This is a genomic window from Armatimonadota bacterium, from assembly GCA_013359125.1.
In the GTDB taxonomy this organism is placed as follows: Bacteria; Armatimonadota; Fimbriimonadia; order Fimbriimonadales; family GBS-DC; genus JABWCR01.
On the sequence record JABWCR010000012.1, the window covers coordinates 19,743 to 45,292 of the forward strand.

At 58.3% G+C, this 25,550-nt stretch carries 20 protein-coding genes and 1 tRNA gene; 12 read left to right on the plus strand and 9 right to left on the minus strand.

Annotated features, from left to right (window positions below):
• The first annotated feature begins 67 nt into the window (after nucleotides 1-67).
• The gene (locus tag HUU60_07020; protein ID NUL82461.1) at nucleotides 68-598 is read left to right on the plus strand and encodes a hypothetical protein; all 531 of its coding nucleotides are present in this window, start codon (nucleotides 68-70) and stop codon (nucleotides 596-598) included.
• 10 nt (nucleotides 599-608) lie between these two features.
• Nucleotides 609-1,844 (plus strand): hypothetical protein, encoded by a 1,236-nt coding sequence (locus HUU60_07025; protein ID NUL82462.1) that lies wholly within the window; start codon nucleotides 609-611, stop codon nucleotides 1,842-1,844.
• Nucleotides 1,845-1,894: 50 nt separating this feature from the next.
• Here HUU60_07025 and HUU60_07030 read toward each other — a convergent pair whose 3' ends face one another.
• Together HUU60_07030 and HUU60_07035 are read right to left on the minus strand one after the other, a co-directional pair.
• Entirely contained in the window at nucleotides 1,895-2,746 is an 852-nt protein-coding gene (locus HUU60_07030) for a hypothetical protein (GenBank protein NUL82463.1), read from the minus strand.
• Nucleotides 2,747-2,881: 135 nt separating this feature from the next.
• A complete protein-coding gene (locus HUU60_07035) occupies nucleotides 2,882-3,784 on the minus strand; it encodes a hypothetical protein (protein ID NUL82464.1) in 903 nt (300 codons plus the stop codon).
• A gap of 102 nt (nucleotides 3,785-3,886) precedes the next feature.
• Between HUU60_07035 and HUU60_07040 the strand changes: the two genes are divergently transcribed.
• A complete protein-coding gene (locus tag HUU60_07040; protein NUL82465.1) occupies nucleotides 3,887-5,506 on the plus strand; it encodes a protein kinase in 1,620 nt (539 codons plus the stop codon).
• A 36-nt stretch (nucleotides 5,507-5,542) separates the two neighbouring features.
• Nucleotides 5,543-6,427, plus strand: coding sequence for a zinc ribbon domain-containing protein (locus HUU60_07045; GenBank protein ID NUL82466.1), 885 nt, complete (start codon nucleotides 5,543-5,545; stop codon nucleotides 6,425-6,427).
• On the opposite strand, the gene HUU60_07050 is transcribed toward HUU60_07045, so the two are convergent.
• Nucleotides 6,424-7,203, minus strand: a complete 780-nt coding sequence (locus HUU60_07050; GenBank protein NUL82467.1) for a 7-carboxy-7-deazaguanine synthase QueE — start codon at nucleotides 7,201-7,203, stop codon at nucleotides 6,424-6,426. The two genes, HUU60_07045 and HUU60_07050, sit on opposite strands and share 4 nt — an antisense overlap.
• A gap of 18 nt (nucleotides 7,204-7,221) precedes the next feature.
• Entirely contained in the window at nucleotides 7,222-7,473 is a 252-nt protein-coding gene (rpmA, locus tag HUU60_07055) for a 50S ribosomal protein L27 (protein ID NUL82468.1), read from the minus strand.
• Nucleotides 7,474-7,530: 57 nt separating this feature from the next.
• On the opposite strand from rpmA, the gene trpD reads away from it, so the two are divergent.
• The 3 genes from trpD to HUU60_07070 are packed head-to-tail and all read left to right on the plus strand — an operon-like array spanning nucleotide 7,531 to nucleotide 11,079.
• Nucleotides 7,531-8,535, plus strand: a complete 1,005-nt coding sequence (gene trpD / locus HUU60_07060; GenBank protein ID NUL82469.1) for an anthranilate phosphoribosyltransferase — start codon at nucleotides 7,531-7,533, stop codon at nucleotides 8,533-8,535.
• Between the two features lie 21 nt (nucleotides 8,536-8,556).
• Nucleotides 8,557-9,174 (plus strand): hypothetical protein, encoded by a 618-nt coding sequence (locus HUU60_07065; GenBank protein ID NUL82470.1) that lies wholly within the window; start codon nucleotides 8,557-8,559, stop codon nucleotides 9,172-9,174.
• Between the two features lie 27 nt (nucleotides 9,175-9,201).
• The gene (locus HUU60_07070; GenBank protein ID NUL82471.1) at nucleotides 9,202-11,079 is read left to right on the plus strand and encodes a glycogen debranching enzyme N-terminal domain-containing protein; all 1,878 of its coding nucleotides are present in this window, start codon (nucleotides 9,202-9,204) and stop codon (nucleotides 11,077-11,079) included.
• On the opposite strand, the gene cadA is transcribed toward HUU60_07070, so the two are convergent.
• Nucleotides 11,048-13,144, minus strand: coding sequence for a cadmium-translocating P-type ATPase (cadA, locus tag HUU60_07075; protein NUL82472.1), 2,097 nt, complete (start codon nucleotides 13,142-13,144; stop codon nucleotides 11,048-11,050). The two genes, HUU60_07070 and cadA, sit on opposite strands and share 32 nt — an antisense overlap.
• 93 nt (nucleotides 13,145-13,237) lie before the next feature.
• Between cadA and HUU60_07080 the strand changes: the two genes are divergently transcribed.
• From HUU60_07080 to HUU60_07100, 5 genes are all read left to right on the plus strand, one after another.
• Complete coding sequence (locus HUU60_07080) at nucleotides 13,238-14,866, plus strand: hypothetical protein (protein NUL82473.1); 1,629 nt, start codon at nucleotides 13,238-13,240, stop codon at nucleotides 14,864-14,866.
• Between the two features lie 63 nt (nucleotides 14,867-14,929).
• Nucleotides 14,930-16,333: an oligosaccharide flippase family protein gene (locus HUU60_07085; GenBank protein ID NUL82474.1), complete on the plus strand. Its 1,404-nt coding sequence runs from the start codon at nucleotides 14,930-14,932 to the stop codon at nucleotides 16,331-16,333.
• Nucleotides 16,334-16,348: 15 nt separating this feature from the next.
• Nucleotides 16,349-17,038, plus strand: coding sequence for a glycosyltransferase family 2 protein (locus tag HUU60_07090; GenBank protein ID NUL82475.1), 690 nt, complete (start codon nucleotides 16,349-16,351; stop codon nucleotides 17,036-17,038).
• Nucleotides 17,039-17,243: 205 nt separating this feature from the next.
• Nucleotides 17,244-19,208, plus strand: a complete 1,965-nt coding sequence (locus HUU60_07095; protein ID NUL82476.1) for an S-layer homology domain-containing protein — start codon at nucleotides 17,244-17,246, stop codon at nucleotides 19,206-19,208.
• A 154-nt stretch (nucleotides 19,209-19,362) separates the two neighbouring features.
• Nucleotides 19,363-20,034, plus strand: a complete 672-nt coding sequence (locus HUU60_07100; GenBank protein ID NUL82477.1) for a PEP-CTERM sorting domain-containing protein — start codon at nucleotides 19,363-19,365, stop codon at nucleotides 20,032-20,034.
• A gap of 255 nt (nucleotides 20,035-20,289) precedes the next feature.
• Here HUU60_07100 and HUU60_07105 read toward each other — a convergent pair.
• From HUU60_07105 to HUU60_07120, 4 genes are all read right to left on the minus strand, one after another.
• A tRNA-Ala gene (locus tag HUU60_07105) sits at nucleotides 20,290-20,365 on the minus strand.
• Between the two features lie 273 nt (nucleotides 20,366-20,638).
• The gene (locus HUU60_07110) at nucleotides 20,639-21,604 is read right to left on the minus strand and encodes a phytanoyl-CoA dioxygenase family protein (GenBank protein NUL82478.1); all 966 of its coding nucleotides are present in this window, start codon (nucleotides 21,602-21,604) and stop codon (nucleotides 20,639-20,641) included.
• A complete protein-coding gene (locus tag HUU60_07115) occupies nucleotides 21,601-22,650 on the minus strand; it encodes a hypothetical protein (protein ID NUL82479.1) in 1,050 nt (349 codons plus the stop codon). Before HUU60_07115 ends, HUU60_07110 begins: the two co-directional genes overlap by 4 nt.
• On the minus strand, nucleotides 22,651-25,518 hold the full coding sequence (locus HUU60_07120) for a tetratricopeptide repeat protein (GenBank protein NUL82480.1): 2,868 nt from the start codon (nucleotides 25,516-25,518) through the stop codon (nucleotides 22,651-22,653). It abuts the gene before it with no gap.
• Between the last annotated feature and the right edge of the window lie 32 nt (nucleotides 25,519-25,550).

Sequence of the window (25,550 nt, forward strand, 5' to 3'; positions counted from 1 at the left end):
TCATAATTAACGAAAGTAGTCAATCAGGGCGAACGGACTCGCCCGACCGGAGGATCGATTCGACATTATGAAGAGTTTTGTAAAAGGCTTGACGATAGCGGCGATGGCGACCTGGATTCTGGGCTCGATAGGATGCGGCGGCGGCAGCGGAATCGTTGTAGTGCCACCGCCGGAAGGTCGTGGCGTAAGGATAGATTTGACGGTGGCCGGAACAGGGGCGCCTTTGACTGGCGCCGAAGTCCATTATGTGATGGCCAGCGGAGGCGTTATCACCTCCGCTCAGTTCGTCGAATCGACGACAACGCCCGGAACCTACGAGATCGCCGATCTGCCCACAGCGGGAACCCTCATGGGCGTTTGGATCAATACGCCTGCCGGGTTCCACAAGGTCGTCCGCCAAGTCGCCGACCCCAGTCGCGGCATTCCTCAAAGAGTCATCCAGTTCTTGAACGCCTTCAATGCGGGCGGCTGCCTTTTGGCCAATGGCAGACAGCAATCCGACTTTGTAGCGGGCACGACCCATTTGGGACGAGTGGACCTGTATCAAAACACGGCGGGCAGTCCGCCTCCGCCCGCCATGACGGAGTCCTGTCCGTAAGGCAAACCCTATGGTCGCCAGACGGCTGCTCGTCTGGAGCATCGTGGTCGGTTGCCTAGCATTGCTCGTCGGCGGCGCCGAGTATTTGCGCCGCCAAGACCCCCTCAGTCGCATGGCCGGGACGCCGATAGATCCTAAATCGGCCATTCGCCTAAAAAACGTCGAGGCCACCTTGCGAAAAGGCATGACCCCCTTGGCTCATGTCTCGGTCGACCAGATCGTGATGGATCAGGACCGCTCTCAATGGCAAATATCGGGCGTCAAAAACGCCGAATTCTTGGAAGAAGGCAAGCCGTTCGCCATCGCCACATGCCAAAACATGCTCTATAGCGCTCACGGACAAACAGCAACCCTGAAAGGCAAAGCCGATCTGAAACTGCCCGGAGCGAAAGCCATAAGAGGCGAAGCGATCGCGCTACAGACCGAACAAGCCGTCTGGGACATTCGAGGACGTCTATTAACGACCAGCCATTCCATGTCCCTCGCTTGGTCCACAGGAAGAGCCACCGCACAGGCGATGCGCGTCAACTTGGCCGACAAAACTCTCGAGCTAGAGGACGTAACGGCAACGCTGACCGCACAACCGCCCAAGAAGAGCCGAGAGGTCATCTTTCGATATAAAAAGAGCCGCACCGCCAAAAACAAAACCCGAGCAGAGAACGTCGAGATCGTCGACCAGGACGCCTTCATGCGAGCCGACATCGTCGATTACGACGAGACGGACGACCGCCGTTACGTGCTGGCCAAGGGCGGACTGCTCTACATCGACGCCCGCATCGACGCCACCGCCGGCAAACTGGAAGCCTGGCTGAACGACGAGCGCGCCCTCCTCACCGAAGGCGTCGTCCTCATCATCAAAGAAAAGAAGTCAGAAATTCCCGACCAGTCGCCGCCCAAGGACGAAGAAGCCCTCCGACCCGAAAACATCCGCAAATACCCGATCTATGTAACCTGCGACCGGCTCGAATCGTTCTACGAAGAAGAAAGGGCCATCCTAACGGGAAACCTCAAGGTGGAACAGCGCCTGCCCGACGGCAAATTTCGCACGGCCACTGCCGAACGCGCCGAGTTCGACGCCAAAAACGAAGTCCTCACCCTCATCGGCAAAGTTCTGCTAGAAGACGAAAAAGGCCAATCGTTCGAAGCCGCCAAAATCGCCCTCAGCGTCAAGGAAGGCGAGGAGTGGTACGAAGCGACCGACGTTACCCACGGCCGAATCAAGATCGAAAAGAAAGAACAGCCATAAAGCAAAAAGGGCCGAGCGTACAGCCCGGCCCTCTTCTTCAACTTTATCGCTTATCGGCTTCGGCCAAAGTTCTCCAGCACGATGGCCAAGTCGATGTCGGTTACCACGCCGTCGCCGTCCAGATCGCCGTAATCGTCAATCTGTCCGAACAGCTCCAGTACGATAGCCAGGTCGAGATCGTCCACCGTGCCGTTGTTGTCCACATCGCCCGGCAGCGGAGAGACCATCTGCATGTAATCCACGAACGTCTCAACGGCGCCATCGTCGCTGAAGGCCGTTACCTCCTGTCGCACCACCAAGTTCTGACCCGGCAAGAGCATCGTAGGCACGCCCAAATCCAGCTCCATGCCAGGCTCCAAGTAAAGATCCATGCCGCCTGGCACCGGCTCCATATTGCCCAGCATCGGGTTGCCGTCGCGCAGTTCATCCTGGCTCACCGTATGATCCAGCACGGCATACGCAACGTTGTTGACAACCTGCCGCGCCGTGATGTTGCGATAGCTGAGCATCCACCCGCCCACGGTCTCCCAGGAGATGGGCACGGCGTTGCCCCAGCGGCGACCGGAAAGCGGCTGCTGGTTCGAATCCAGGAAGACCACGGTTACGCCAATATTGCCGTAATTGCTAATGTAGCCGAAGCCGACCGTCTGGACCGACGAAGTGCGGGGGATGGTAACGTGCCAAAGGCCCGGGCTTATCCAGGTCGACAGGTTGTAAGGATAAATCCACGGTCCGGCGCAATAGCCGGTGCCGTGCGTTACGATCAGGCGGACATACGCCGCGCCCTGAGGAAAGTGAACCGTTTTGCTCCAGCTCATATTGACGTTGGGGCAGGCCTCGACAGAGGTCGCCAGCGAGGCGGTCAGCGCTACGGCCGTGATTCCAAGGGCTATCGTTTTCAAGTTCAAGTTCGTTTCTCCTTGCGCGAGGTCGTCGCGGTGTGCAGTTATGTCCTAATAGATGCGGCGGGGCAAGGAGATGTAGCAAAACGGCGGCGAGAAAGTTCCCGCCGCCGTCAAGGCTCGTTCAGTCAGCCCTTATCGGCTTCGGCCAAAGTTCTCCAGCACGATGGCCAAGTCCACATCGGTTACGACGCCGTCCCCGTCCAGATCGCCATACTCGTCGGCCGTGCCGAAAAGCTCCAGTACGATAGCCAGGTCGAGATCGTCCACCGTGCCGTTGTTGTCCACATCGCCCGGCAGCGGAGTCAAAGTCTGCGTATAGTCGATAAACGTCTGAACCGTGCCCTCGTCAAATGTCGTGATCTTGTGCCGAGTTACAATCGTCTGACCGGGGCCCGGAGAAGTCGGAAACGGCAGGAATATCTCCTCGTCCGGGTTCACCATCAGATGGTCGCCGCCCGGCACCGGATCAAACGTCAACCCGTGCCCGCCGTCCCGCATCTGCTCGATCGACATCGCCGAATCGATGATCGCGTAGCCCAATTCCTCCAACACCTGAGGACCCACCGTCCCGCGAGCATGAGCGCCGTGGCCCAAGCCCAGCGGATCCTCGATCGGAACGATGATCATGTTGCCCCAACGAGAAGGAATCACATTCATGTTGATGTCCAGATAGCGCACCGTGACGGCGGGCGTGCCATAGTTGCTGATCCATCCAAAACCCGCCGTGATCGTCGAGCCGGGCGTGGCCGGAATGTTGACGTGCCAATTGTTGGCGCTCACCCACGTCGAGGTGCCCGCTGGGAACACGTTCCAAGGCCCCGCGCATCCGTTGTTGTTGCCGTGCGTAACGAACAATCGCACGCCGTGAGCGTAGCTGGGAACGGTCATCGTCTTGGTCCATATCATGTTCACGTTCGGGCAGGCCTCGCCCGGTACGGTCAAGCCGACTGCGAGTAGAGCGGCGCTCAAAGCCAGCGCCAGCGATTTGAGAGAAACCGAAGCTATCCGTCTGCCAAAAGTCGTTTTCAGGTTCATAACTTATTATATAGCGATTTTCGGGCAAATGTAGCAGGCTGGAAAATCATCGCGTCGTTCGAACCTTTTGAGACCCGCCGCGGTATCTTATAATGAGATAAGATGCCCGCTCAGACCATACTCGGCCACTATCGCATCATCCGCGAGATCGCGCGCAGCAACGACATCGTCTACGAGGCGTTGGACGAGCGCATCCATCGCCGCGTGGCCATCAAGGAGTTGAACATCCCCCACGGCGCCACCGACAGCGTCCGCGCCGACCGCATTCAGCGCTTTTTGCGCGAGGCGCGGGCGGGCGGCAGCCTGTCGCACCCCAACATTGTAACCATCCACGAGACGGAGGAGGAGGACGGCCGCTACTTCATCGTGATGGAGTATTTGGAGGGCGAGACGCTGCGCAACCGGATGGAGCGCGAGGGCGCCCTGCCGCCGGAAGCGGCGACCGACATCGCCGGCCAGATATTGAGCGCGCTGATAGAGGCTCACACCAAGGGCGTCATCCATCGCGATCTAAAGCCCGAAAACATCCACCTATTGCCCGATGGGCGGGTGAAGATCACCGATTTTGGCATCGCCCGGCTGAAGTTCGAGCCTTCCATCACCATCGACGGGCAGATATTCGGCACGCCGAGCTACATGTCGCCCGAACAGGTGCTGGGCAAAGAGATCGACGAGCGCTCCGACCTGTTCTCCGTCGGCTCCCTGCTCTTCGAGATGTTGGCGGGGCACAAGGCGTTCCAAGGCGATTCGGTCGTTAGCATCACGCACGCGATCATGAATTCTGAGCCTGCGATCCCGCAGTCTGTGCCGACCGGATTGGAGCACGCCATCCGGAAAGCGCTTCAAAAGGATCCGCAGATGCGCTTTTCGTCGGCCGGCGAAATGAAACGCGCCTTGGAAGAGGCGAAAGCGGCTCCCCAGCCGCTTCAGGCTACAGTGGGCGCCACCGGCGCTTTTGGCTTGCCGTCCGCGCCCGACCCGACGATCATCGCTCAAGCGCCGGCGCCACCTCCGGTTCAGCCTCCGGTTTACATTCCGCCTCCGCCGCCCGCGCCGTGGATGACGCCGGAAACGCGCCACTTTTTGGGCACGGTGGGCGCGGTGGCACTGATCGGCTTGGCGATATTGGGCGTACTGGGAGGCGGCTACTATCTGGCGGCGCAAGCCTACGAACGGTACGAGCTGCATCAGCAAGACGCGAGATTGGAACAGGACATCGCGCGGGCGGAGGCTCTGTTCAACAGCGAGCGGTTTGCCGAGGCCGCCGCGCTGTATGGCGAGTTGGCGCAGCGCGCCAAACTGGACAAGACTCGGGACACGCTGCGGCGCAACGGCGCGATCGCGTGCGTCTCGCAGGGGCATGCCTACTACCAGCGGGGGAATCTGTTGACAGCCGAACGCTGGTACCGCCAATCGTTTCGACACGCCGAAACGCACGAAGGGTACGGCGCATTGGGGCAACTGTTGGAGGCGGGCGACCCGGTGCAAGCGGCCGAAATGTACGAGCAAGCCGCGCAGCTGGCCGGGGACGGCATTGAATACAAGGTGCGGGCCGCCCGAATCTATCTGAGGATCGGCGATGTGTGCTATGCCCAAGGCGACAACATTGGGGCGCTACGGTTTTGGGGTATGGCCTCTCGAGCGGCGCCGGGCACCGAGATCTCCGACCGGGCGCAGGAACAGGCGATGGCCGTGCTGAACGAAAGATACCAACGCAGGTAAAGGGAACCGTTCCGTCGAATAGTGCATCCAAAGGGTATGGCCTACTGTTCTCAATGCGCCGAGCCGCTCGCCAGCGAAGCCCGCTTTTGCCACAAATGCGGAGCGGCCGCCGTCGCCACTGCCCCGAACGCAACGATCATTGGCGCCCCTCTGCCTGTAGCGGCGAAGAAGCCCAAGCCCGTTGCGAAGATTCTCGGCGCGTTGGTCGGGTTGGGGATTTTGTGCGCGCTTGCCTACTTAGGGGGTAGGCAAGCCGGTTGGTTCGGTCGGGCAGAAGTCAAGACGCCGTCGGGCGCCAATCCGCTCAGCGCGACTATGCAACCGCCAGAAGGCGCCAATCCTTTAAGAGCCGAAGTTCAGCCGAACTCGGGCGCCAATCCGCTTCGTGCGGAGATCGAACCCGGACAGCCGCCCAAAGAGCCGCCCAAAGACGTGCTCGACTGGCTGGAGCACCTGCGCCGAATTGAGATGAAGCGCCGAGCCATGCGCAACGACTTTTCGCCCGCGCTGGACATGCTTCGAACGGCGCTGGGCATGAAGACCGAAATTGATCTGGACGAGATGGATGAAAAGAAAAAGGGCTTGGACGAGAACTACCACAAGTACGCCCAAAATTGGTACGATCTGCTGAAGGAGTACGCCAGCGTCCGGCCTCCCCAACAGTGCGCTACTTTGGCAGCGTCCTACGACACCGCGCTGAGACGGTACGTTGAGGCCATGATTCGCATCCAAGATTCCATGCGAAAGGAAGACATCAGCGAACTGATGAAGATGCGCGGCGGCGAGCAGGGGCAGGTGGACAGCCTGCTAATCGAAGCCGATGAGAATCTGCGCCGCCTTGCGCGAGAGATCGGGATTCGAAAGCCGTTCGCTATTCAGCCCGACTCGTCTGTCGATTCGATGGTCGGCCTCGGCTTCTAACGCTGAGCCATCATCTTGTGCGTTTGAGGGATCACCCGCACATCCGAGCCTTCTCCAGCCGCTACTGCTTGTATCTGCAACATCCTTTCTGGAGTCGGAGCCTGCTCGTTCGGCGTTACGGGCTGCAAGATCAACGGTCGGCCATGTTTCTCTGCCAATCGCGCCGCCTGTACGACCTCGTCTTCGGTCGTTTCGCTGGTTACCACGGCCTTAATAAACACCAGCCCATCAAAGTTCGCCGCCGTCTGCAAGAACCGATCGTGCTGCGTCCAGAGGTCGCGATCCTTGGTCGCCGAGACCAACTTAACGTCCATCGCAATGACGGACCAGTACGGCAACAGCGGCTCTAACGCTTTTGAGAGATCGCCCGCGGTCTCCAGATAAAGATAAAAGCCGTCAGAAACCGCGGCCGGAGCGAATTGCTCCAAGAAGCGACCGTGCAACAGCGGTTCCCCGCCCGTCAGCGCGATATGCCGATGCAAGCCTCTTGGTTGGTCCATCTCGCGGCAAAGCAACAAGAGCGCATTTACATCGATCGGGTTTGCGTACGATTCGACAATCCCCGACCCTGGCCGTCGTTCGACGGAGAACTTCTCAGGCAGGTAGCCTTTTGGATGGCGCGCCAGCACCGTTTCCGGCGTGTCGCAAAAAGAGCAGTTAAGATGACAGCCAAAGAAACGAACGAAGAGTTGTCGTTCGCCAACGAGGAGACCCTCGCCTTGAACGGAACTGAAGACCTCGGTTAGATATGCCCTATCTGGGCTAAATAGGCTCATTTCAGAGCCTCGAAGATTCTAGACAGGTACGACAGAGACACGGCGGCGATTTTTGGGTCCCTCAAACTTCACCGTGCCGTCGACCATGGCGAACAGCGTGTCGTCCTTTCCTCGACCCACGTTTCGACCCGGATGAAACTTGGTGCCTCGCTGACGCACGATGATATGGCCGGCCTTGACCGCCTCGCCTCCAAACTCCTTGACGCCCAAAAACTGGGGCGAACTGTCCCTGCCGTTTCGAGTACTGCCTACGCCTTTCTTACTAGCCATATCGATCTTGCCTCCGTCGGACGGGGATTATACCCTAATCTTCGGTAGAATAGCCGCATGTCCGTCGTTCGCAAAGCTATCCATGCCGAACCGCTGACCGAGCAAGAAGCCGGCGATCTGCTCCATGCCATCGCCTCGGGCGACGCGACGCCCGTACAAATCGCGGGAGCCCTGATCGCACTGCGCACTCGCGGCGAGACGACCGACGAAATTGCCGGCATGGCGCGCGCTATGCGAGAACTGAGCGAGAAGGTCAACGCGAAATCTGAGAATCTATTGGACACCTGCGGCACGGGCGGCGACCGTTGCAACACCTTTAACATCTCGACCGCCGCCGCGTTTATTGCCGCTGCCGCAGGAGCAAAGATCGCCAAACATGGCAATCGCGCCGTCAGCAGCCCTTGCGGTTCGGCAGATGTGCTTGAAGCGCTCGGCATCAAGATCGACCTCGCGCCGCCGGATGTCGCGCGGGCCATCAATCAGGTCGGCATCGGATTCATGTTTGCGCCAGTGATGCATCCCGCCATGAAGGGCGCCGCGCCGATCCGCAGAGAGTTGGGCGCCCGCACCATTTTCAACCTTCTTGGCCCTCTCACCAATCCAGCCGGAGCCAAAATCCAGCTCTTAGGCGTCTTTGATAAGAAATGGGTGAGACCGGTTGCTGAAGCGCTGGGCCAATTAGGCTCCAAACGAGCGTTGGTCGTTCATGGCGAGGTCGGACTCGACGAAATATCGCCGGTCGGGACAACCTTTGCGGCCCTTCTGGACGAAAGCAGCGCGGTAACCGAGATAACGCTTTCGCCGTCAGATTTTGGATTGAAAGAGGTAGAATTGTCGCAGATCGAAGCGGGCGCTTCGCCGTCCGAGAACGCGGAGAAGCTACGGCTCGCCTTGAGCGAACCCGGGCATCCTTGTTCCGTGTCGGCAACGTTGAACGCAGCCGCCGCGATCTGGCTATGCGGTCTTGCGCCGACTCTGCTCGTCGCGGCCCACCTTGCTCAGGAGGCCGTAGGGTCGGGAGAGGCCCTTGCAAAGGTAGAGGAGCTTATCCGCTTCGCCTAACCGAACTTAGGAGGCAACAAGATGAAAACGGTTCTAACCGCAGTCGCAGCTCTGACGCTGTTTGCCTTTGCCATCGCGCAAGACTGCTCGATGTGCAAGGCGATGATGAAGGTCGAAGAGTTGGGCAAATCGCCGATGGGCAACATGCTGAAGCTGAGCAACGGCGCTCTGAGCTACTCAACTATCAACGAGGGCAAGAACGTCAAGGACTTACACGCCGTAGCTGTCTCGATCTGTAACATGATGACCAAACCCCCGGCAGACGCTTGCGACCAGTGCAAGACTGTGTCGAGCATGATGGCAGGGGTCGAATTCGACGTGATGCAAGGCAAGACCGGCGTGGTCGTCGTGATGACCAGTTCCAAACCCGAAACCGTCAAGATGCTCCATACGATGTTTGTTACGCCTGCGTCTGCACCAACGGCTAGTCCTACGCCGGGCGCCGCAAACCCAGGCAAGTCGACGAGCGATCGAGAGGACTTTGCCGGAAAGGGCGACGGAATCGAGACTTGCCCCGTGATGGGAATGGCCGTCAAGAAGGAGCACTTTGTCGAGCACAACGGCCGAAAGGTTTACATGTGCTGCGCCATGTGCGTCGGCCAGTTCAAGCGAGACCCAGGCAAATACGTCAAGAACTAACTCGAACTTGAGCGCGCCCGCCCAGACATGATCGCCTTTTCGGGCGACCAAGTTTCCGATCCGTCATTCTGGCTTTCCAGAGAGTGGCTGGAGACGAACGGTCTGGGCGGGTACGCCATGTCCACCATCGCGGGCCTTAACTCGCGCCGATACCATGGACTATTGGTTGCCGCGCTCGGTTCGCCGGTCAACCGCTACGTTTTGCTGTCCAAGTTAGAAGAAACCCTTCTCATCGATGGCCAACCCTTTGAACTTTCCACCAATCACTACTCAGGCGCTACCCACCCGCAAGGCTATCGATACTTAACCGAATTCCGCCTCGATCCAGGCCCTGTCTGGACTTTCAACGTTGACGGACGTCTGATCGAAAAGCGTCTCTTCATGCCGGACGAAGAGAACGCAGTCGTTACCCAATATCGCACGATCGATGGATCGGGCTACAGAACAAGGCGATCCAGCGGCGCCTGTCAACTGATCTTACGCCCTCTGATCGCCTTTCGCGACTACCACAGCCTGACGCGCGAAAACCACGACCTCGATCCCGAATGGCGGATCGAGCCGCACGGAACCAGCCTCCAACCCTATGCTTCGCTCCCCAGACTTCACTTCTGCTTCCAGCGGATGGGCGTTACAAACGTCGGCCAATGGTATCGCCAATTCGACTATCATCACGAGCGCGAGCGCGGTCTTGAGCATCAAGAAGACCTCTTTTGTCCCTTCGAACTCCAAACGGACTTATCCTCCGATCAAGCGGCACAGCTCGCCGTCGGCCTCCATCCCGATGCACCGTTCGAAATCAAACGAAAATCGATCGCGGATCATTACATCGTCCGACGCGGCACAGGCCATACCGTCATCGCCGGCTATCCCTGGTTTGGCGATTGGGGCCGCGACACCTTTATCGCCCTGCCTGGACTTGCCCTGGTAACCGGGCGGCACGAAATCGCGCGATCCATCCTCACGGAGTACGGCAAACTCTTCAACCAAGGCCTGCTACCCAATCGATTCATCGAAGGCGCCGACCAGCCGGAATACAACACCGTCGATGCGACGCTTTGGTACTTCGAGGCGCTTCGAGCCTATCTTGAGTATTCAGACGACCGATCCGTTTTTGGCGACGGCCTGTTGGAACGACTCGTAGAATCCATCGATTGGCACACCAAGGGCACGCTGCACGGAATCGGTATGGACGAGGACGGCCTCCTTTCTGCAGGCGCCCCCGGCCTGCAACTAACCTGGATGGACGCGAAAGTCGGCGATTGGGTCGTAACGCCGCGCATGGGCAAACCGGTCGAGATTCAAGCCCTTTGGCATAACGCCCTGCTCTGCCTTGGCGAGTGGACGGGCGATGCAAAGTACGCTCAGATAGCTCAAAGGGCCAAGGTCAGCTTCGACGCCCTCTTTTGGAACGGTCGCTACTTTGACGACGTTGCGGGCGATCGTTCTCTCCGACCCAATCAGATCTTCGCCCTGAGCCTTGCACATTCGATCGCGCGCTCCGACCGCGCACTGCCTGTGCTGGAGACCGTCGAGCAAGAATTGCTGACCCCCTTTGGCCTGCGAACCCTATCGCCCAACGACCCCGATTATCGACCCCATTGCGAAGGCGACCGGCTATCTCGAGACGGCGCCTATCATCAAGGCACTGTATGGACATGGCTCGCTGGACACTTTTGGACGGCAGCGATCCGGCATCAAGGCGACGAGGCCAAAGAACGCGCATCCGCATGGCTACAAGGCTTAGAATCTCACCTAAACGAAGCCTGCGTCGGCCACGTTTCAGAGATTTTTGACGCCGAACCGCCACACATGCCTCGCGGCTGCCCCGCGCAAGCCTGGAGCATCGCCGAGATTTTGCGCCTAAAAGCCCTGCTTACCTTAGATAAAGCAGACGGAGCGCATTGAAAACGACCGATAGCGAACTGAGGCTCATGGCGCCCGCTGCGATCATCGGATCCAACCGCCCTGCAAGCGCAATCGGAATCGCGATCGCATTGTAAAGAAAAGCCAAACCCAAGTTCGATCGTATGGTCGCGGCCATCGCCCGAGAGACTCTCAATGCGATGGGAAGAGAACGCAGATCGTTGTTCAATAGGATCAAATCCGCGCTCTCTGCAGCCAAACCGGTTCCGGCCCCCACCGCGATGCCCAGATCCGCGCTGGCCAGCGCGGGCGCATCGTTGATGCCGTCGCCCACAAAGGCTACTTTCTTTCCCTGCGCTTGCAACGTTCGCACCAATTCGGCCTTCTGATCGGGCAACATCTCGGCCAGGACGTTCTCTGGCGACACGCCGACAGCCTCCGCCATTCGCATCACCGCCTCGCGCCGATCGCCCGAACAGATGTACAGTTCGATGCCCGCTTCTTGCAATCTGCGTATAGCCTCGGCGCCTTCGGGAGTAGGCTCGTCTGCAAACACAAAGCCCAAAGATGCCTTGCCATCCACTGCCAGCACAACGGGATAATCTGCCGCTCCGTTTAGTTCTATACCGATTTGAGAAAGAAACCTTGGACTGCCGATGGCGACCCCAACGCCGTCGATTTCACCCATCGCCCCGCCGCCGGGAACGATTCTCACATTCTCTACAGATTTCACAACGCCAGGCGCATAAGCCACGATCGCCCTCGCCAAGGGATGATCGGCCATTTTCTCTAGCGCAGACGCATAGGCCAGATTCGCTTCTAAATCGCCGCCGAAAAGCGCGGTATCGACCACCACCGGATTGCCCGCGGTCAAGGTGCCGGTCTTGTCCAGCACAACCGCGTCCAACCGCCTTACCCGCTCCAATGCCTCGATGCCCTTCACTACAATGCCCGATCTCGAGGCCCGCGCAGTGCCCGTCAAAATGGCGATTGGCGCAGCCAACCCAAGCGCGCAGGGACACGCGATCACCAGAACGCTCACGCCGGTCAGTATCGATTTTGCAGCATCCTTCGTGATCAAGAACCAGACCGCGACCGAAACAAGCGCCAAGACAATGATTGCAGGCACAAACACAGCCGAAATTCGATCCGCCAGCCGCTGCAAAGCCGCCTTGCTCGCCTGCGCCGTCTCCACCGCATTGGCAACCTGCTGAATGAGCGTGTCCTCGCCCACCGCCGTCGCGATCAGTTCGATCGCCCCATCGGTTACGATCGATCCGGCGATAGCGCGCTCGCCTTCTCCCTTCGATACGGGTACAGGCTCCCCCGTTAAGGCTGATTCCTCTATCCAGGCAGCGCCCGAAACAACCTCCCCATCCACCGGAACCCGATCGCCCGCGCGCACCAGCAGTTTGTCCCCAATCCTCGCCTCGCCGAGCTCCGATTCGACATACTCCCCATTTCTCTCCACCATGATTCGCCGCGGCAAGAGCGTCCAGACGCTCGCCAATGCTTCTCTTGCTCGCCGCTTCGCCGTCTCCTCGATTCGCTTGCCCAAAAGGATCAATGTGATAATGACCGCCGAAGCCTCAAAGTATAAGTTTCCGTGATTAGACATCAACAATACGGCAACGCTGTAGACAAATGCGGCCGTCGATCCTAGCACGATCAGCGTCTCCATGTTGGGCGCTTTCGCTAGGGTCGCGCTCCAAGCGCTCCTATAAAAAGGCAGCCCAGCGCCAAACTGCACCGGCAGAGTCAAAGCAAACAGCAGCCAGCCTAACTCGTGAGTCTTGTCGTGCATAAACATCGAAATGGCTACGACAGGAAGCGAAAACACGACTGCAAGCCAAAGCCGGGCCGCCGTATAGATTTCTCGATGCGGCGCCGTTGCATCGGCCTTGTGAGCGTCAAAGCCTGCTTTTCGAATCGCCTCGATCAACCGCTCGACCGAAACTGACGGGTCCACCTGAAACTCGCCCTTCTCCGTCGCAAAGTTAACCTGACTCTCCAACACCCCGTCCACTTTGGAGACGACCTTCTCGATCCGCCTGGCACAGGCGGCGCAAGTCATCCCGGTAATCTTCAGTCTCACCCGTTCGGCCATGGCTCGATTATACCGACGCCCGGCTAATTCGAACTGGGAGATATGCCATAATCGAAAAGTGTCGGGCCATGCCCGGCGACAAGGCAAGAACGAATGGCATACCAGGCTCCAAGAGTCAAGCGATCGGGCACGATCTGGGATTCGATCCTGGACGGATGGGGCTCCATTGCCAACTGGCTGACCGCCGAAAGGCTAGCCATGGGCACCTTTTTGCTCTTCGTCATCGCCGCCAATATCACCATCCTGTATCTGTTCCTTTCCGATAGGATGTCCCTTGCGATATTGGTCGCCGTCCTTGGTCTGATTGCTCCGCTCTCCTTTTTTTGGCCGCATATCGGATTGGTCGTCTTTGTTGCCGTAACCGCCGGCGGCTTTGTCAACGCGATCCACTTTGTTACCGAAGGCGCGAGCGGCGAACGAACTTTGTCGCTCGTTATGGCTGTCGCTCTGAGCGCGCGAGCGCTTTGGGAATGGGTCGGAATACCTCGCGACAAGCGCCCTAAAATCCTTTCCGGTCTGGTCTTCTTCCTCTTGCTGTTCCAATCTTTCTATCTACTGCATATCGCCTATATCTACATTTTCGACCCGGACATCAGAGGAACGGACATCTACGTTAAGGAATTCGCGGCCGGATTTTGGAAACCGACTTTCCGCTACTTCGACCACCTGCCGCTGTGGCTGATGGTCATCCCGGCGATGGTGATTCTAAGTAAGCCGGAACGCCTTAAAACAGTTATAGCAGGCTTTATCATTCTCGCGCTTTGGTCGACGGTCATCACGGTCTGGGAGTACATCTCTCCATTGCCGCGCGAGCTGAAAATCGCCTTCAAACTGTTCCAAACCGGTGAATCGGCGGAAGGCAACCGTATCTTAAGTTCGCCTGGATATATGCTCGTATTCTTCCTCGGGATGCTGTTAGTCGCCTTCAAAGGCCTGAATGCAAAATTAAACGGCTTTTGGGTTTGGGCAGTCTTCGGCTTGGTCATGATTGCGTTCGCCTCTTGGAAGGGGCGAATCATTTGGGGCTTGTTTGCAGCGTCGGTGCCTTTCCTAATGTTTATGAAGCCCCGCGAAGCCGTCGCAAGACATCTTACGACGGCTTTTGCCTTCTGTCTTGTGGTGGCCGCCGCCTTGTTCCACCCTGCCGTCAACGACCAAGCGACCAAGATTTGGGTCGAAGTCGCAACCCGTTTTGAAAAGACGTTCGACCCTCGCGACTATACGGGCCAAGGCTCGTTTGCCTGGCGGGTGATCGAAGCTCGATACGCCATCGATACTTGGTCCCACGGCACCATGTTCCAAAAGTGGTTCGGGCAAGGTCTTCAAACTCCATACGGCTTCTACGAGACTGTGCCGATGACCCGATGGGGATTTGGCGGCACATGGCAGAAAACACACATCCATAATCAGTATGTCGGCGCGCTCCTGCGCATTGGCATCGTAGGGCTGTTTCTCTATCTGTTGCTGATCGGCGCTTTTTTCTATCGCCTGTTTGTCGTCTGGAAGGTAACCGACAACCGATACGCACGGGCGTTCGTCCTATCGCTCGGAGCGTTCATGGTCTCCCTCTTCATCTTTCAGGCTTTCCACATCATGATTAGCCAGCCCGAGGCGCTCCCCATCATCGTCATCGGCTGGGCCATCCTCGAACTCATTCCTTACTACAAACGCATTGGCTTCATTCAAGACGAGCCCAAGAGCGTCGAAGCCGCCGCGAGCTAACGGGCGCAAATGCCCCCGGATACCCCTAAAAAGCAAACTGTAAGGCGAGAGCTCTTTACCGGCATGGCCTGGCTCACCTCTGCCTCGCTGCTGGGACGAACCGCCGCATTCCTGTCGCTCATTGTCGTTGCCCGCCACGTAACGCCCGCCGAGTTCGGCATCTTTCGCATGGTGGCCGACCTGGTCATCGTCATGGAACTGTTTCGAGACATCGGAATGGCGCGCGCGCTCCAAACCTATTCGGGCGACCGAAAAATGGCCTGCGACGTTACCTTTCACATCTCGAACGCCGCAGGGCTAGTGATGTTCGCCCTCGCGCTCATCTTTGCCGGCGATGTCGCACGGTTCTATAACACGCCCGAAGTCGAATCGCTCCTGCGCGTGATGGCGATCACCATTGTCTTGAACACGCTGACCGTCGTGCCGCGCGTGATCATGCAGCTAGAGCGCCGATGGGATCAATTGGCGATCAGCGAGTTTGCCCCGCAACTGCTCGGCGCCATCGTGCTGGTGGTCGGCGCGATCAACGGCTACGCCTATTGGAGCTACGCAGCCTCCGTCCTGATTCGGTGCGGGGGCACAATGGCGCTGGCTTACTGGATCAACGGCTGGCGGCCCCGCAAGCAGTTCAGTTGGCCGGTCGCGCGAGAACTGTTCGCCTTCGGAAAGTGGGCCTATCTCGACCTGCTCCTCTATGCGGGGGTCATCACCTTCGCCGATAGCATCTACCTGGGTCGCTTCCAGGGAGCGCACGAATTGGGACTGTACGGCCAAGCCAACAACCTTGTGCAAGTAACCTTTCAAGTAGTCGTGCTTCCGCTCGACCGCATCGCCATCGTCATGGTCGCAGACGCCAATCGAGAGAACAAGGCTTATGCGCATTTGGTACAGATCACCTACTACGTCGCCCTGCTCATGGCGCCTCTCTACGCCTTTCTTATGCTCTTCCCGGAGTTGATTATTGGGGTCGTGCTGTCGGAACGCTGGATTGGAGCCGCGCCGATACTTCAGGTATTGGCGCTTAACTGGTTTTTCGTCGGAGTCTTCACAACGCCTCTCAGAAACTACTTCCTAGGCACCGTGCGGCCCAAGCTGCTCGCCTATTCCATCACCCCTTCCATCATCTTCATCTTCGTCATGTACTGGCTCAGCGGCGGATCCTACAACGGCGTCCAAATCGCTTGGCTCTTCTTGGCCAGCCGACTGATCCACATTGCCTTGAGCCTCTTTTTTATGAAGGCGGACAAAGAGCCCCTTTGGCCTCTGTTCGCTCGCCTCTGGAAGCCCTTGCTTTGCGTCGGCGTTGCAGCACCCTCAGCATGGTATTTGTCTAAGTTTGCTGCGCAAGAGTTTGTCTCATTGCTCATTGCAACGGTCGTTTTCTTTGGCCTCTACGGCGCCTTTTGGACCAAGCCGATCCTCGCCATCGTCAAGCGGCGCAGACAATCCGTGCCATCAGATTCGTAGGTATACTTCGGCCTCATGCAGGCCGACCCGCTCGTCTCCGTTATCGTGCCGGTCTACAACGAGAGGCACACCATCTCCGAAGTCTTGCGTCGATTGCGCGACGCTCCCTTTCGCAAAGAGATCATCGTAGTCGACGACCATTCGGACGATGGCACCTGGGAAATTCTTCAAAAAGAGTCGGACATTTCGCTTGCTCGACACGATAAGAACTCCGGCAAAGGCAGTGCAATCCGTACCGGCATTGCAATGGCTACTGGCGACATCGTCATCATCCAAGACGCCGACCTCGAATACGACCCGACAGAAATCCCCGAGGTGATCAGGCCGATCGTCGAAGGTCGCACAACCGTCTCCTACGGCAATCGCTTTAGCCAAGGTCTTCCAAAGGAGATGCCATTGCCGAACAAGATCGCCAATCGACTTCTCTCGCTGGCCGTTCGCATTCTCTACCGTTACCCGCTCCAAGACGAAGCGACCTGCTACAAGGCCTTTGAAGCAGGAACGTTGAAACAAATGAACCTGACCTGTACCGGCTTCGAGTTCTGCCCCGAAGTAACGGCCAAGTCGCTGCGCCAAGGGATTCGAATTGTAGAAGTTTCGCTTTACAAATATCGACCAAGGACCAAGAAGGGCGGCAAAAAGATTCGTTGGACGGACGGCGTGCAGGCTTTTTGGACGCTGATCAAACAGAGGTTTGGTCGATGAAACCTGCGAGAGGACCGAATCGTCTAAAAGATGTCTAAACCAATCCGCCAGGGTTGCAATCGCCCTGGTCTTTGTGCTAGACTCCATGCTGTAGCATTAGGAACCGCGGTTGGCCGGTAGCGCGGCGCGAAAGGCAACAAGGAAATTTTCGCACGGGCGGCCAGGCAGAGCGCGGAAACTCACTCAAGGAGGAGAGATGCTCCAAATGAAACGTCTCTCAGTTGTATTGGCGACTGCAACGCTGGTCTTTTCGATGGCCACCGCGCAGAACCAAGACGTGGATCCGTCGCACTGGGCCTACAAGGCCGTAGACGAGCTGGTGCGCGCAGGCATCATCGTGGGCTACCCCGATGGCACCTTCAAAGGCACCCGCACCCTGACCCGATACGAGTTCGCCGAAGCGCTCCACAGAGCGTGGATGAACCTTCGCAGCTGGCTGGATCAGCGCATGGCGAAAATGGATGAGCTCGAGCGCGAGATCAATGCGCTCAAGGCGCGCCCCACAGGCGGTGGAGGACAAGACCCTGTCAACCTCGGCCCGATCAATGCGCGATTGGACGAACTGAATCGCGAAATGGCCGGCCTTCGAGGCATGCAGGACGCCGTCAACCGAATGGAGCGACTGGCTCAGACCTTTCAACAAGAACTGAACGCTCGCGGCGTCGACATCGATGCCCTGAAGCGCGACTACGCTAGCTTGGCCAATCGCGTCTCCGAACTGGAGAAGATGAAGGGACCCCAACTGACCGGTACCTTCGGCGTTGGCGTCTATGGCCCCCACGGCATCGACGGCAGCAGCGCGTTCGGCCTCAACGGCCAGTCCGTAGGAGCCCAGGGCAGCATCCTCAACGGTACCGAGGTGTTCCACGAGCTCCGATTGGGCTACAACGCCATGATCAACGACGATGTGTCGGCTCATGCAATGCTGAGCGTGGGCAACTATCTGCCCGCTATCGGCAACGCAGGCATGGTTGGCGGCGGTTACACCCCTGGCAACACCGACATCACTATCTGGGAAGGCTACGTCAAGGCTCCGGTCGACCTGTTCGGCAAGACGCTCAACCTCACGGTTGGTCGTATGCCCGTCATGGTCAGCCCGTTGACCCTTGCCCGCGTCAACCCCGATTACTATCTGCAAATGCCCGGCTACAACGACCGCCAGTATCGAGTGGACGGCGCCAGCGGTATGATCGACTTCGGTCGAATCAATCTCAGCCTTTGGGCCGCGCGCACCAACACGGTCCGCTCCAACAACTCGAGCGGCCTGTTGGATAGCTACATGAACTTCACCGCAGGCGGCATGATGCCCATCACCAACGCGGGCGGCAAGCCCGTCGGCACCATGGGCGGCATGTTGACCGCAGAGCAGATGGCTGGCGCGCGCGCCAACATCAACCTCTTTAGCGGCGACGACATGAGCGGAACGCTGGGATTGACCTACTTCGCAGTGGGCGGCCCGTCGGCTCCTCTGCCGACCGGCGCAGCAGGCACCTTTAATCGCGTCGACGTTTTCGGCGCCGATCTGAAGGGTAAGGCTCGACGCATCAGCTACGGCGCCGAGTTTGCCGCATCGCTGCTCTACAACGATGATACCAAGATGCTGGACGACGACAACTGGGCAGCCTACGGTTGGATCGGTTACGACTTTGGCGAGAACCTGAACATTTCGGTCGGCGCCAAGGAAGTCCGATTCGCCTTCGGCGCGCCGGGTTCCTGGGGCCGCATCGGCAACTGGTACAACCCGACCGACATCAGCGGTTTCATGGCGAAGGCCAGCTACCAGGCGGGCGAGAATCTCTCGTTCCGAGCCAGCGGCGAGTTCTATGAGGGCGCCGACGGCGGTCCTGGTCTGCGAACCACCGACAAGATCAACCGCGTCATGGCGGGCGTGGACTACAAGTTCAACGAGCGCTGGAGCGCCATGTTCAACTACGAGGGCGTGATGTGGGAACTGAAGTCGGCAACGTGGGCGGGCGGCAACGCCGGCGCCGAGCCGATCGAGAACTACTTCACCCTCGGCTTGGGCTACAACCTCGGCGAGAACGCCACGCTCAACGTGATGTACCAGGTGATCGACTTCGACGCCAAGGGAGCGCCCGCATTCGCGTTCCCAACCACCGGCCGAAACAAGGGCGGCGTCGCGAGCACTACGCTCAGCGTCAAGTTCTAAACCTGTCGTAACGCAGTAACCCAATCCCGGCCGGGGGAGGCTTCTCTCCTGGCCGGTTTTGTTTCTGGTTTCCTGTTGCCCCGCATTCGAATCAGCATTCCTGGCACAGCCTTTGCATCTATCCTCCTCGGCGCATCGCCAAGGAGAGAACAAGATGAAAGGACTCAAACTTGCCATCGCAGTCGGTATCGCAACAATGACCCTGAACGCCTTTGCCGGCATCCACCACGTGAGCGGTCCGGCCTTCCACATAACCAACCCGAACGATATGAAATACAGAGCCGACGCTTACGGTTCCACCAACGTCAAGTATTGGACCGAGCGCGAGAACCATCCACTGGCCAACGACCTCGTCGTTAGCATGTGGCCTCCGGTCAGTTTCCCGACCAATGTTACAAGCCACTTTGAGAACAACGACAACAAGATCGCCGCAGGCACGATGATCGATAGCTACTACCTCTATTTTGATCCGCGCAGCAGCGAGAACGCAGTCGCACGCTTCCGATTCGATATGCCCATTCTGGGACTGATCACCAACGAGCGAAACAATGCGGCTAACAACCACTTTATGCTCAGCGATTATCTGATCGACCCGGCTGTGCCTGCGGGCAACAAATCGACCTCGCATTTCAATGCTCGGGGGTTGGAGATCGGATCGAACGAGTATGTGCGATGGATCGCTGCCAACGAGATCGAGGTACATCTGCGCGCATCCAGCCCAGGCGATCAGATTCGAGTGATCACCCAAGCCGTGCCGGAGCCAGCCAGCATGACCGCGCTCGGTTTGGGCCTTGCCGGGCTGATCCGCCGGCGCCGCAAAGCATAAGACTTCTCTCTGACGCCTCCCCTCCCCACAGCGGGCCGACCGCCAATCCGGTCGGTCCGCAAACTTCATTACCGTTGGGAACTTATCTTCGCCCTTTCCGGTCTAAAAATCTGGGAGGCGCGCATTTTGCCTTCCAGCAGAAAGGCATCATCCTTTCGAGAAAAGGGGCTGGCCCTGGTCGATCGGTGCGCCAGCCCCTTGCTGATCTCTGAAAAAGAACTGGCAAAAGCGAGAAGAGTCGAAAGTGGTTGAGACTGGTGGAGCGAAGGGGATTCGAACCCCTGACCTCTTGCATGCCATGCAAGCGCTCTCCCAACTGAGCTATCGCCCCACAGAGGACGATTATACCCAATCTCCCTAGCCGCAAAGCCTGGCAACGCTGACCCTTGGCAATGGGACCGCCACAACCCGCACCGAAGACTGAGCCCTGTACGCCGCCTCTGCTCCGGCCTTCTCCGCAATCTCAGAATCAACCAACACGGCCCCTGTCTCCCTGCCCATCGCCTCTGCCAACAGCCGCAGCCGCTCAGCCCGCTCTCCAATCAAATTCACAAAGTATGGATTCATCAGCCTCCCTCCAATCCGTTATTCCATAGAGGCGGCCTCAATCTTCCTGGGGATAGTCCGCTCCGATCGACACCATCTCGCCGCCCACGCCCATCATGCGTTCGTCCGTTGGCGGCGCCTCGCTCGCATCAGGCTCCAGCGCGGCGCACGGCGTCCCAAACAGCGGCTGGGCAAAGGGCAAGTGCGTGCGCCCTCTGGCCAATATGTGGCAGTAATTGGCGCTCGGGCCGTCGTAAGGCCGTCCATGGTTCCAGGGCACCCAGCTTCTCGCATTGCAGTAATGGCTCACAAACGCCCGCCTATACCGATCCGCCGTACGATTAGGGTACGACCGATGCAGCAAATGACCGTGAAAGAAAACGACCGAGCCCGCTTCCACTGGAACAGAGACGGCGCCATACCTCTCAGATATGGCGGTCAACGAGTTTGCCTGATCGTTCAGCGAACTGACATTCTCGGCCACGGCCAGATCGTCGAACGCTTCCTGCCTGTGCAACGGCCCGCCCATCTCGTCTGGCGGATAGATTGGCTCGACGTGCGAACCGGGCGCGACCCACAAACAGCCGTTCTCTTCGTCCGCATCGTCCAAAGCGATCCATGCCCCGATCAATGTTTGCGGCAACGTTGGAATGTAATAGGCGTCCTGATGCCAGCCCTGCCCGCCGCGCCCGGGCGGATTCAAGAACAGCATAGTCTGCAGCGCCAGCACGTCCGGCCCCATCAACGCCTCCAGCACGTCCAAAACGCGGCTGTGCAACATCGCTCGTTCCGCCTCGCCCGACGCCCTGTGCAGCATATGGATTCGGGTAAACCGACTGTGCAGAGTTTCCATGTCGGCCTTCTCCGGAGGAGACGGCATGCCAGGCACCTCAATCCGACCGTGCAATAGGTCGTCGGCATAGCGCCGCAGCGCTTCATACTCGGGCACAAGTCCCGGCACGACCAGGAAGCCGTTGCGCCAATAATCCGCATATTGCGACACTTTGATACGACTTCTGCTCATTTCATCACCCACTCCAACGCTGCGGGCAAGCGATCGGCCCACGCGGTCCAATTGTGCCCGGCGCTTGCAACCGTCCTCTTTGCGTTTGTACGCTTCAAGATCGCCTCCGCAAGTTTGTCGTTAGCCGCTGTTAGGTCGCTCTCATACACTCCGTTGTCAAAGTACACCTTGATGGGCAATGGAAGCTTAAGTCTCTCTTCCAATCCCTTTTCATCGACCTGAAACGCTCCCGATTGGCACAGCGCGCGGCTGAACACCTGCGGATAATCCATTGTCAGACGCAAACTGAGCAACCCGCCCAAACTCGCGCCCACAGAAACGCATCGAGTCGGATCGATCGGCGCCTTTGCAAATAGCAACGGCATCAAATCCTCAACGATCGCCTGCATGTAACCGTCCATCCCGCGCCAATACTCCGACATCCGATCGACCGGCGGCACAAAGGCGGCGACGCACGGCGGAATCTTTCTCCGACGGATCAAATCGTCCAATAATCCATCTGCCTTAACTTTATCTATATAATCTAATCCATCGTGAAACAGCAATAACGGATATCGGCCGGCTTCCTTTGCCGGAAGATAAAGCTTAATCTCGCGACCGCCCGCTTTCCAATGAATGGGCGTCAGGGGTCTCGTTGACGCCCCGCCCATATATCGCCGCGCTCGATACCGCGGCATCTCCAGCACCGAGTTCTCGCCTCCCAAACCGTTAGAACACTTCAGCGGATTAAGGTTGTCTAAAATCAACCGTTCTCCAACATGAATCTTGTACTCTAATCGCGCGTCCGAAGCAAAACGAATCAGCGCGACTGAAACTTGCGAGTTGGGCAGCCGCCCCAGCGCCACGGTAGGCCGCCATCCGGTCCAATCGCCCGCTACGAACGCTTGCTCTGCGCCGATGTAGCTAAACAGGGCGTGATCCTTCTCGATGGGCAGTCTCTTTTGCTCGCGCAACGCTCGTTCCAAGCGATTCGAAAGCAACTTCTGCTCGTTTCTATCGCGCGATGCAGCAATATCTCGAATCAGACGAAACGGATTGTCTGCCACTTACCAGCCCTCGTTCGCCAGTTTGACCGCCTGATCCATTGTCATTTTGCCGCCCTCCGCATAGAGTCGATCAAACTCCCCGTCTCCCAATGCGCTCCTTATGCTTGCATAAATCTCGTCATAGTTGCGCACGTCCGTCTTCAATCGCAGGGCGCCCATGTCCGCCCTGCCGGCATCCGTAAACCCGAATATCTGCACCGATATTTCAGGACGACCACTAAGCGCCGCCATGAATGCCAATCCGTCTAGGCTCAGCAGCGCCCCCCACCGATCCTCCACCTGAACGCGCAGAGCGAGCGACCGACTGACATACTGTCTGGCAGCCTTTGCATCGCCCTGCTGTAATTTCAGCCATCCGATGCCGCCGCACGCCAAGCCGATCAACCACTTGGCATCCAACTTCTCTGACAGTTCAAGCCCCTCGATCAACCAAGTTTCGGCTTCTTCCAACTCGCCTGCGTTCAGCAGCACGATTCCCAGAACGTTGAGCGCCTGTGCGGTACCCATCTTATTGCCCAAGTCGCGCGACGATTTGAGCGCCTTGCGCAGGAGCGAGATCGATTTCTCCAGATCGCCCTCTTGCCATGCGACCAGGCCAAGGCCGACCAGAGCATATTGATAGTTGACCAGATCGCCCAACTCGCTCCATCGGGCAAGGCTGGACTCGAAGCCTTCTCTCGCCTTTTCGTAATCGCCCCGATACCAACTGATCAGCCCAAGGCTTGCCTCGGACTGCGCCATTCCCCAAGCATTGCCGCTCTTCTTGGAAAGTTCGAGCGTCTGTTCGTGTATCTTTTGCGAAGCCTCTAAGTCGCCCACAAAGAGCGCGTTTGCGCCGATCGAGGCGAGCGCAAACGTCATGCCCTGCTCGTCGCCCAACTGAGTGCGAATAGCGAGGCTCTCTTCCGATAGAGCCTGAGCCAAGCGATAGTCGCCCTGCTGTTGAACGAGCAACGCCAGCGAGTTGAGAGCCTTTGCGCGCAGCCATTGAGGCGCCTCCGGAACCGCATCCAGCGCTTTCTGAGTGAACTTGCGGCCGTCGTGGTACATCCCGCGGATCATCCAATAGCGCCACAACAGGCACACTAGCGTCAACGACGCTTCGCCGTCGTTTCTCAATGCCCACTCGATCGCCGAACGCAAGTTTTTATAGTCGTGATCCAGTTTAGGCAGCCACGCCGCTTGTCCAGGCCCGTCAATGTGAGCTTCGCCCCGTTCTGCCAGCCCCAGGTAATAGACCATGTGCCTGCGGCGAAGGCTGGCCATGTCGTCCGTTTCCATCAGGCGGTCTCGACTGTACTCTCTAATCGTCTCTGTAAAGGCATACCGCAGCCCGTCCGGTCCGCGCTCTTCCACGTTCACCAACGACTTATCGACCAGATTCCCCAGAAGATCGATCACGGCATACTCGTCGACCCCATCGCCCGATGCGACCTGCTCTGCGGCCTCCAAACTCCAGCCGCCTAGAAACACCGAAAGGCGTCGAAAGAAGAGGCGCTCCTCCTCGCTTAACAAACCGTAGCTCCAATCGATGGTTGCTCGCAATGTCTGCTGTCTGGGCAGCGCCGTCCGACTGCCGCCGGTCAACAGATGAAACCGGTCGTCCAACCGCTGTGCGATCTGCTCGACGCTCAATGCCCGTACTCGCACAGCGGCCAACTCGACCGCCAATGGGATGCCGTCCAACCGGCTGCAAATCTGTGCGATGGCCGGAGCCATCGAATCGCTCAGTTCCAAGCCTGGCAGGGTAATCAGCGCGCGATCCAAGAACAGCCGGGCCGATTCAAACTGCTCTAAATCCCTCAGTGCAAAGCCTTTAAAATCTTGCTGAGGAGGGAAGCTGAGCGATGGAATGCGCCAAGCCGTCTCTCCGACAATTCCAAGCGATTCGCGGCTCGTTGCCAATACTTTAAGATTAGGACAGCTCTGAAGCAATCTCTCGACTAAACCGGCAGCCGCCTCGATCACGTGCTCGCAATTGTCCAGAACAAGCAGCGTCGTGCTGCTGCCAATGTATCGAACAAGGGAATCTTCAAGGGTCAGACCGCCATCTTGGCGCAATGCCAACTCTGTTGTTATGGCGCACGCGATCTGGTCCGGATCGGTTACAGTCGATAAATCGACTACCCAAACGCCGTCTGGGAACCGCTCGATCAGCTCGGCCGCCGCCTCCAGCGCCAATCGAGTTTTGCCGGCGCCGCCCGAACCTAAGATCGTAACCAGCCGATACCGCCGTACTAGTTGATTGACTTCGTCCAATTCGCGCTCGCGGCCAATAAAGGCGTTGACCTGTTTGGGAAGATTGTTCGGGAGCGAGTCGATGGTTCGCAGGGGCGGGAACTCGCTGGGCAGGTCGGGCGCGACCACCTGGCAGATGCGCTGTGGATGGATCAGATCGCGCAATCGATGCTGGCCAAGGTCCTTCAGCGCCACGCCTTCGTTCGCCGATCCGTTCAACTGGTCGCACGCATCGGCCGACATCAGAATCTGCCCGCCGTGCCCCGCGCCCGCCAATCGCGCCGTTCGGTTGATAGTCGAACCAAAAAAGTCGTTATCCCGCTCCTCGGCAACGCCGACATGAATGCCCATGCGCACGCGAATCGATTCAGGCAGCGACCAATTTGTAGATTCTAGCCTGCTTTGCGCTTCGACCGCTGCAGCCAGAGCGTCGGAAGGACAATCGAACGCCGCACAGATCGAATCGCCGGCCGTCTTGAACACGCGACCGCCATGACTGGCGACGGCCTCGCTGATGATGGCGTTGTGCAAAAGCAGACTTTCGCTCATCTCGGCGGGGCTTGTCTCCCAAAGCCTTGAGCTTCCCTCAATGTCGGTTATCAGAAAGGCGCGCACGGTTTCGATGCCCATATTTAACCTGAAATCTCCCCCTTGGGTATTAT

Bases quoted from the DNA above. Each gene is read 5' to 3' on its own strand.
- HUU60_07020 (NUL82461.1), top strand. From the start codon at position 68: ATGAAGAGTTTTGTAAAAGGCTTGACGATAGCGGCGATGGCGACCTGG.
- HUU60_07025 (NUL82462.1), top strand. From the start codon at position 609: ATGGTCGCCAGACGGCTGCTCGTCTGGAGCATCGTGGTCGGTTGCCTA.
- HUU60_07035 (NUL82464.1), bottom strand. From the start codon at position 3,784: ATGAACCTGAAAACGACTTTTGGCAGACGGATAGCTTCGGTTTCTCTC.
- HUU60_07040 (NUL82465.1), top strand. From the start codon at position 3,887: ATGCCCGCTCAGACCATACTCGGCCACTATCGCATCATCCGCGAGATC.
- HUU60_07045 (NUL82466.1), top strand. From the start codon at position 5,543: ATGGCCTACTGTTCTCAATGCGCCGAGCCGCTCGCCAGCGAAGCCCGC.
- HUU60_07050 (NUL82467.1), bottom strand. From the start codon at position 7,203: ATGAGCCTATTTAGCCCAGATAGGGCATATCTAACCGAGGTCTTCAGT.
- rpmA (NUL82468.1), bottom strand. From the start codon at position 7,473: ATGGCTAGTAAGAAAGGCGTAGGCAGTACTCGAAACGGCAGGGACAGT.
- trpD (NUL82469.1), top strand. From the start codon at position 7,531: ATGTCCGTCGTTCGCAAAGCTATCCATGCCGAACCGCTGACCGAGCAA.
- HUU60_07065 (NUL82470.1), top strand. From the start codon at position 8,557: ATGAAAACGGTTCTAACCGCAGTCGCAGCTCTGACGCTGTTTGCCTTT.
- HUU60_07070 (NUL82471.1), top strand. From the start codon at position 9,202: ATGATCGCCTTTTCGGGCGACCAAGTTTCCGATCCGTCATTCTGGCTT.
- cadA (NUL82472.1), bottom strand. From the start codon at position 13,144: ATGGCCGAACGGGTGAGACTGAAGATTACCGGGATGACTTGCGCCGCC.
- HUU60_07080 (NUL82473.1), top strand. From the start codon at position 13,238: ATGGCATACCAGGCTCCAAGAGTCAAGCGATCGGGCACGATCTGGGAT.
- HUU60_07085 (NUL82474.1), top strand. From the start codon at position 14,930: ATGGCCTGGCTCACCTCTGCCTCGCTGCTGGGACGAACCGCCGCATTC.
- HUU60_07090 (NUL82475.1), top strand. From the start codon at position 16,349: ATGCAGGCCGACCCGCTCGTCTCCGTTATCGTGCCGGTCTACAACGAG.
- HUU60_07095 (NUL82476.1), top strand. From the start codon at position 17,244: ATGAAACGTCTCTCAGTTGTATTGGCGACTGCAACGCTGGTCTTTTCG.
- HUU60_07100 (NUL82477.1), top strand. From the start codon at position 19,363: ATGAAAGGACTCAAACTTGCCATCGCAGTCGGTATCGCAACAATGACC.
- HUU60_07110 (NUL82478.1), bottom strand. From the start codon at position 21,604: ATGAGCAGAAGTCGTATCAAAGTGTCGCAATATGCGGATTATTGGCGC.
- HUU60_07120 (NUL82480.1), bottom strand. From the start codon at position 25,518: ATGGGCATCGAAACCGTGCGCGCCTTTCTGATAACCGACATTGAGGGA.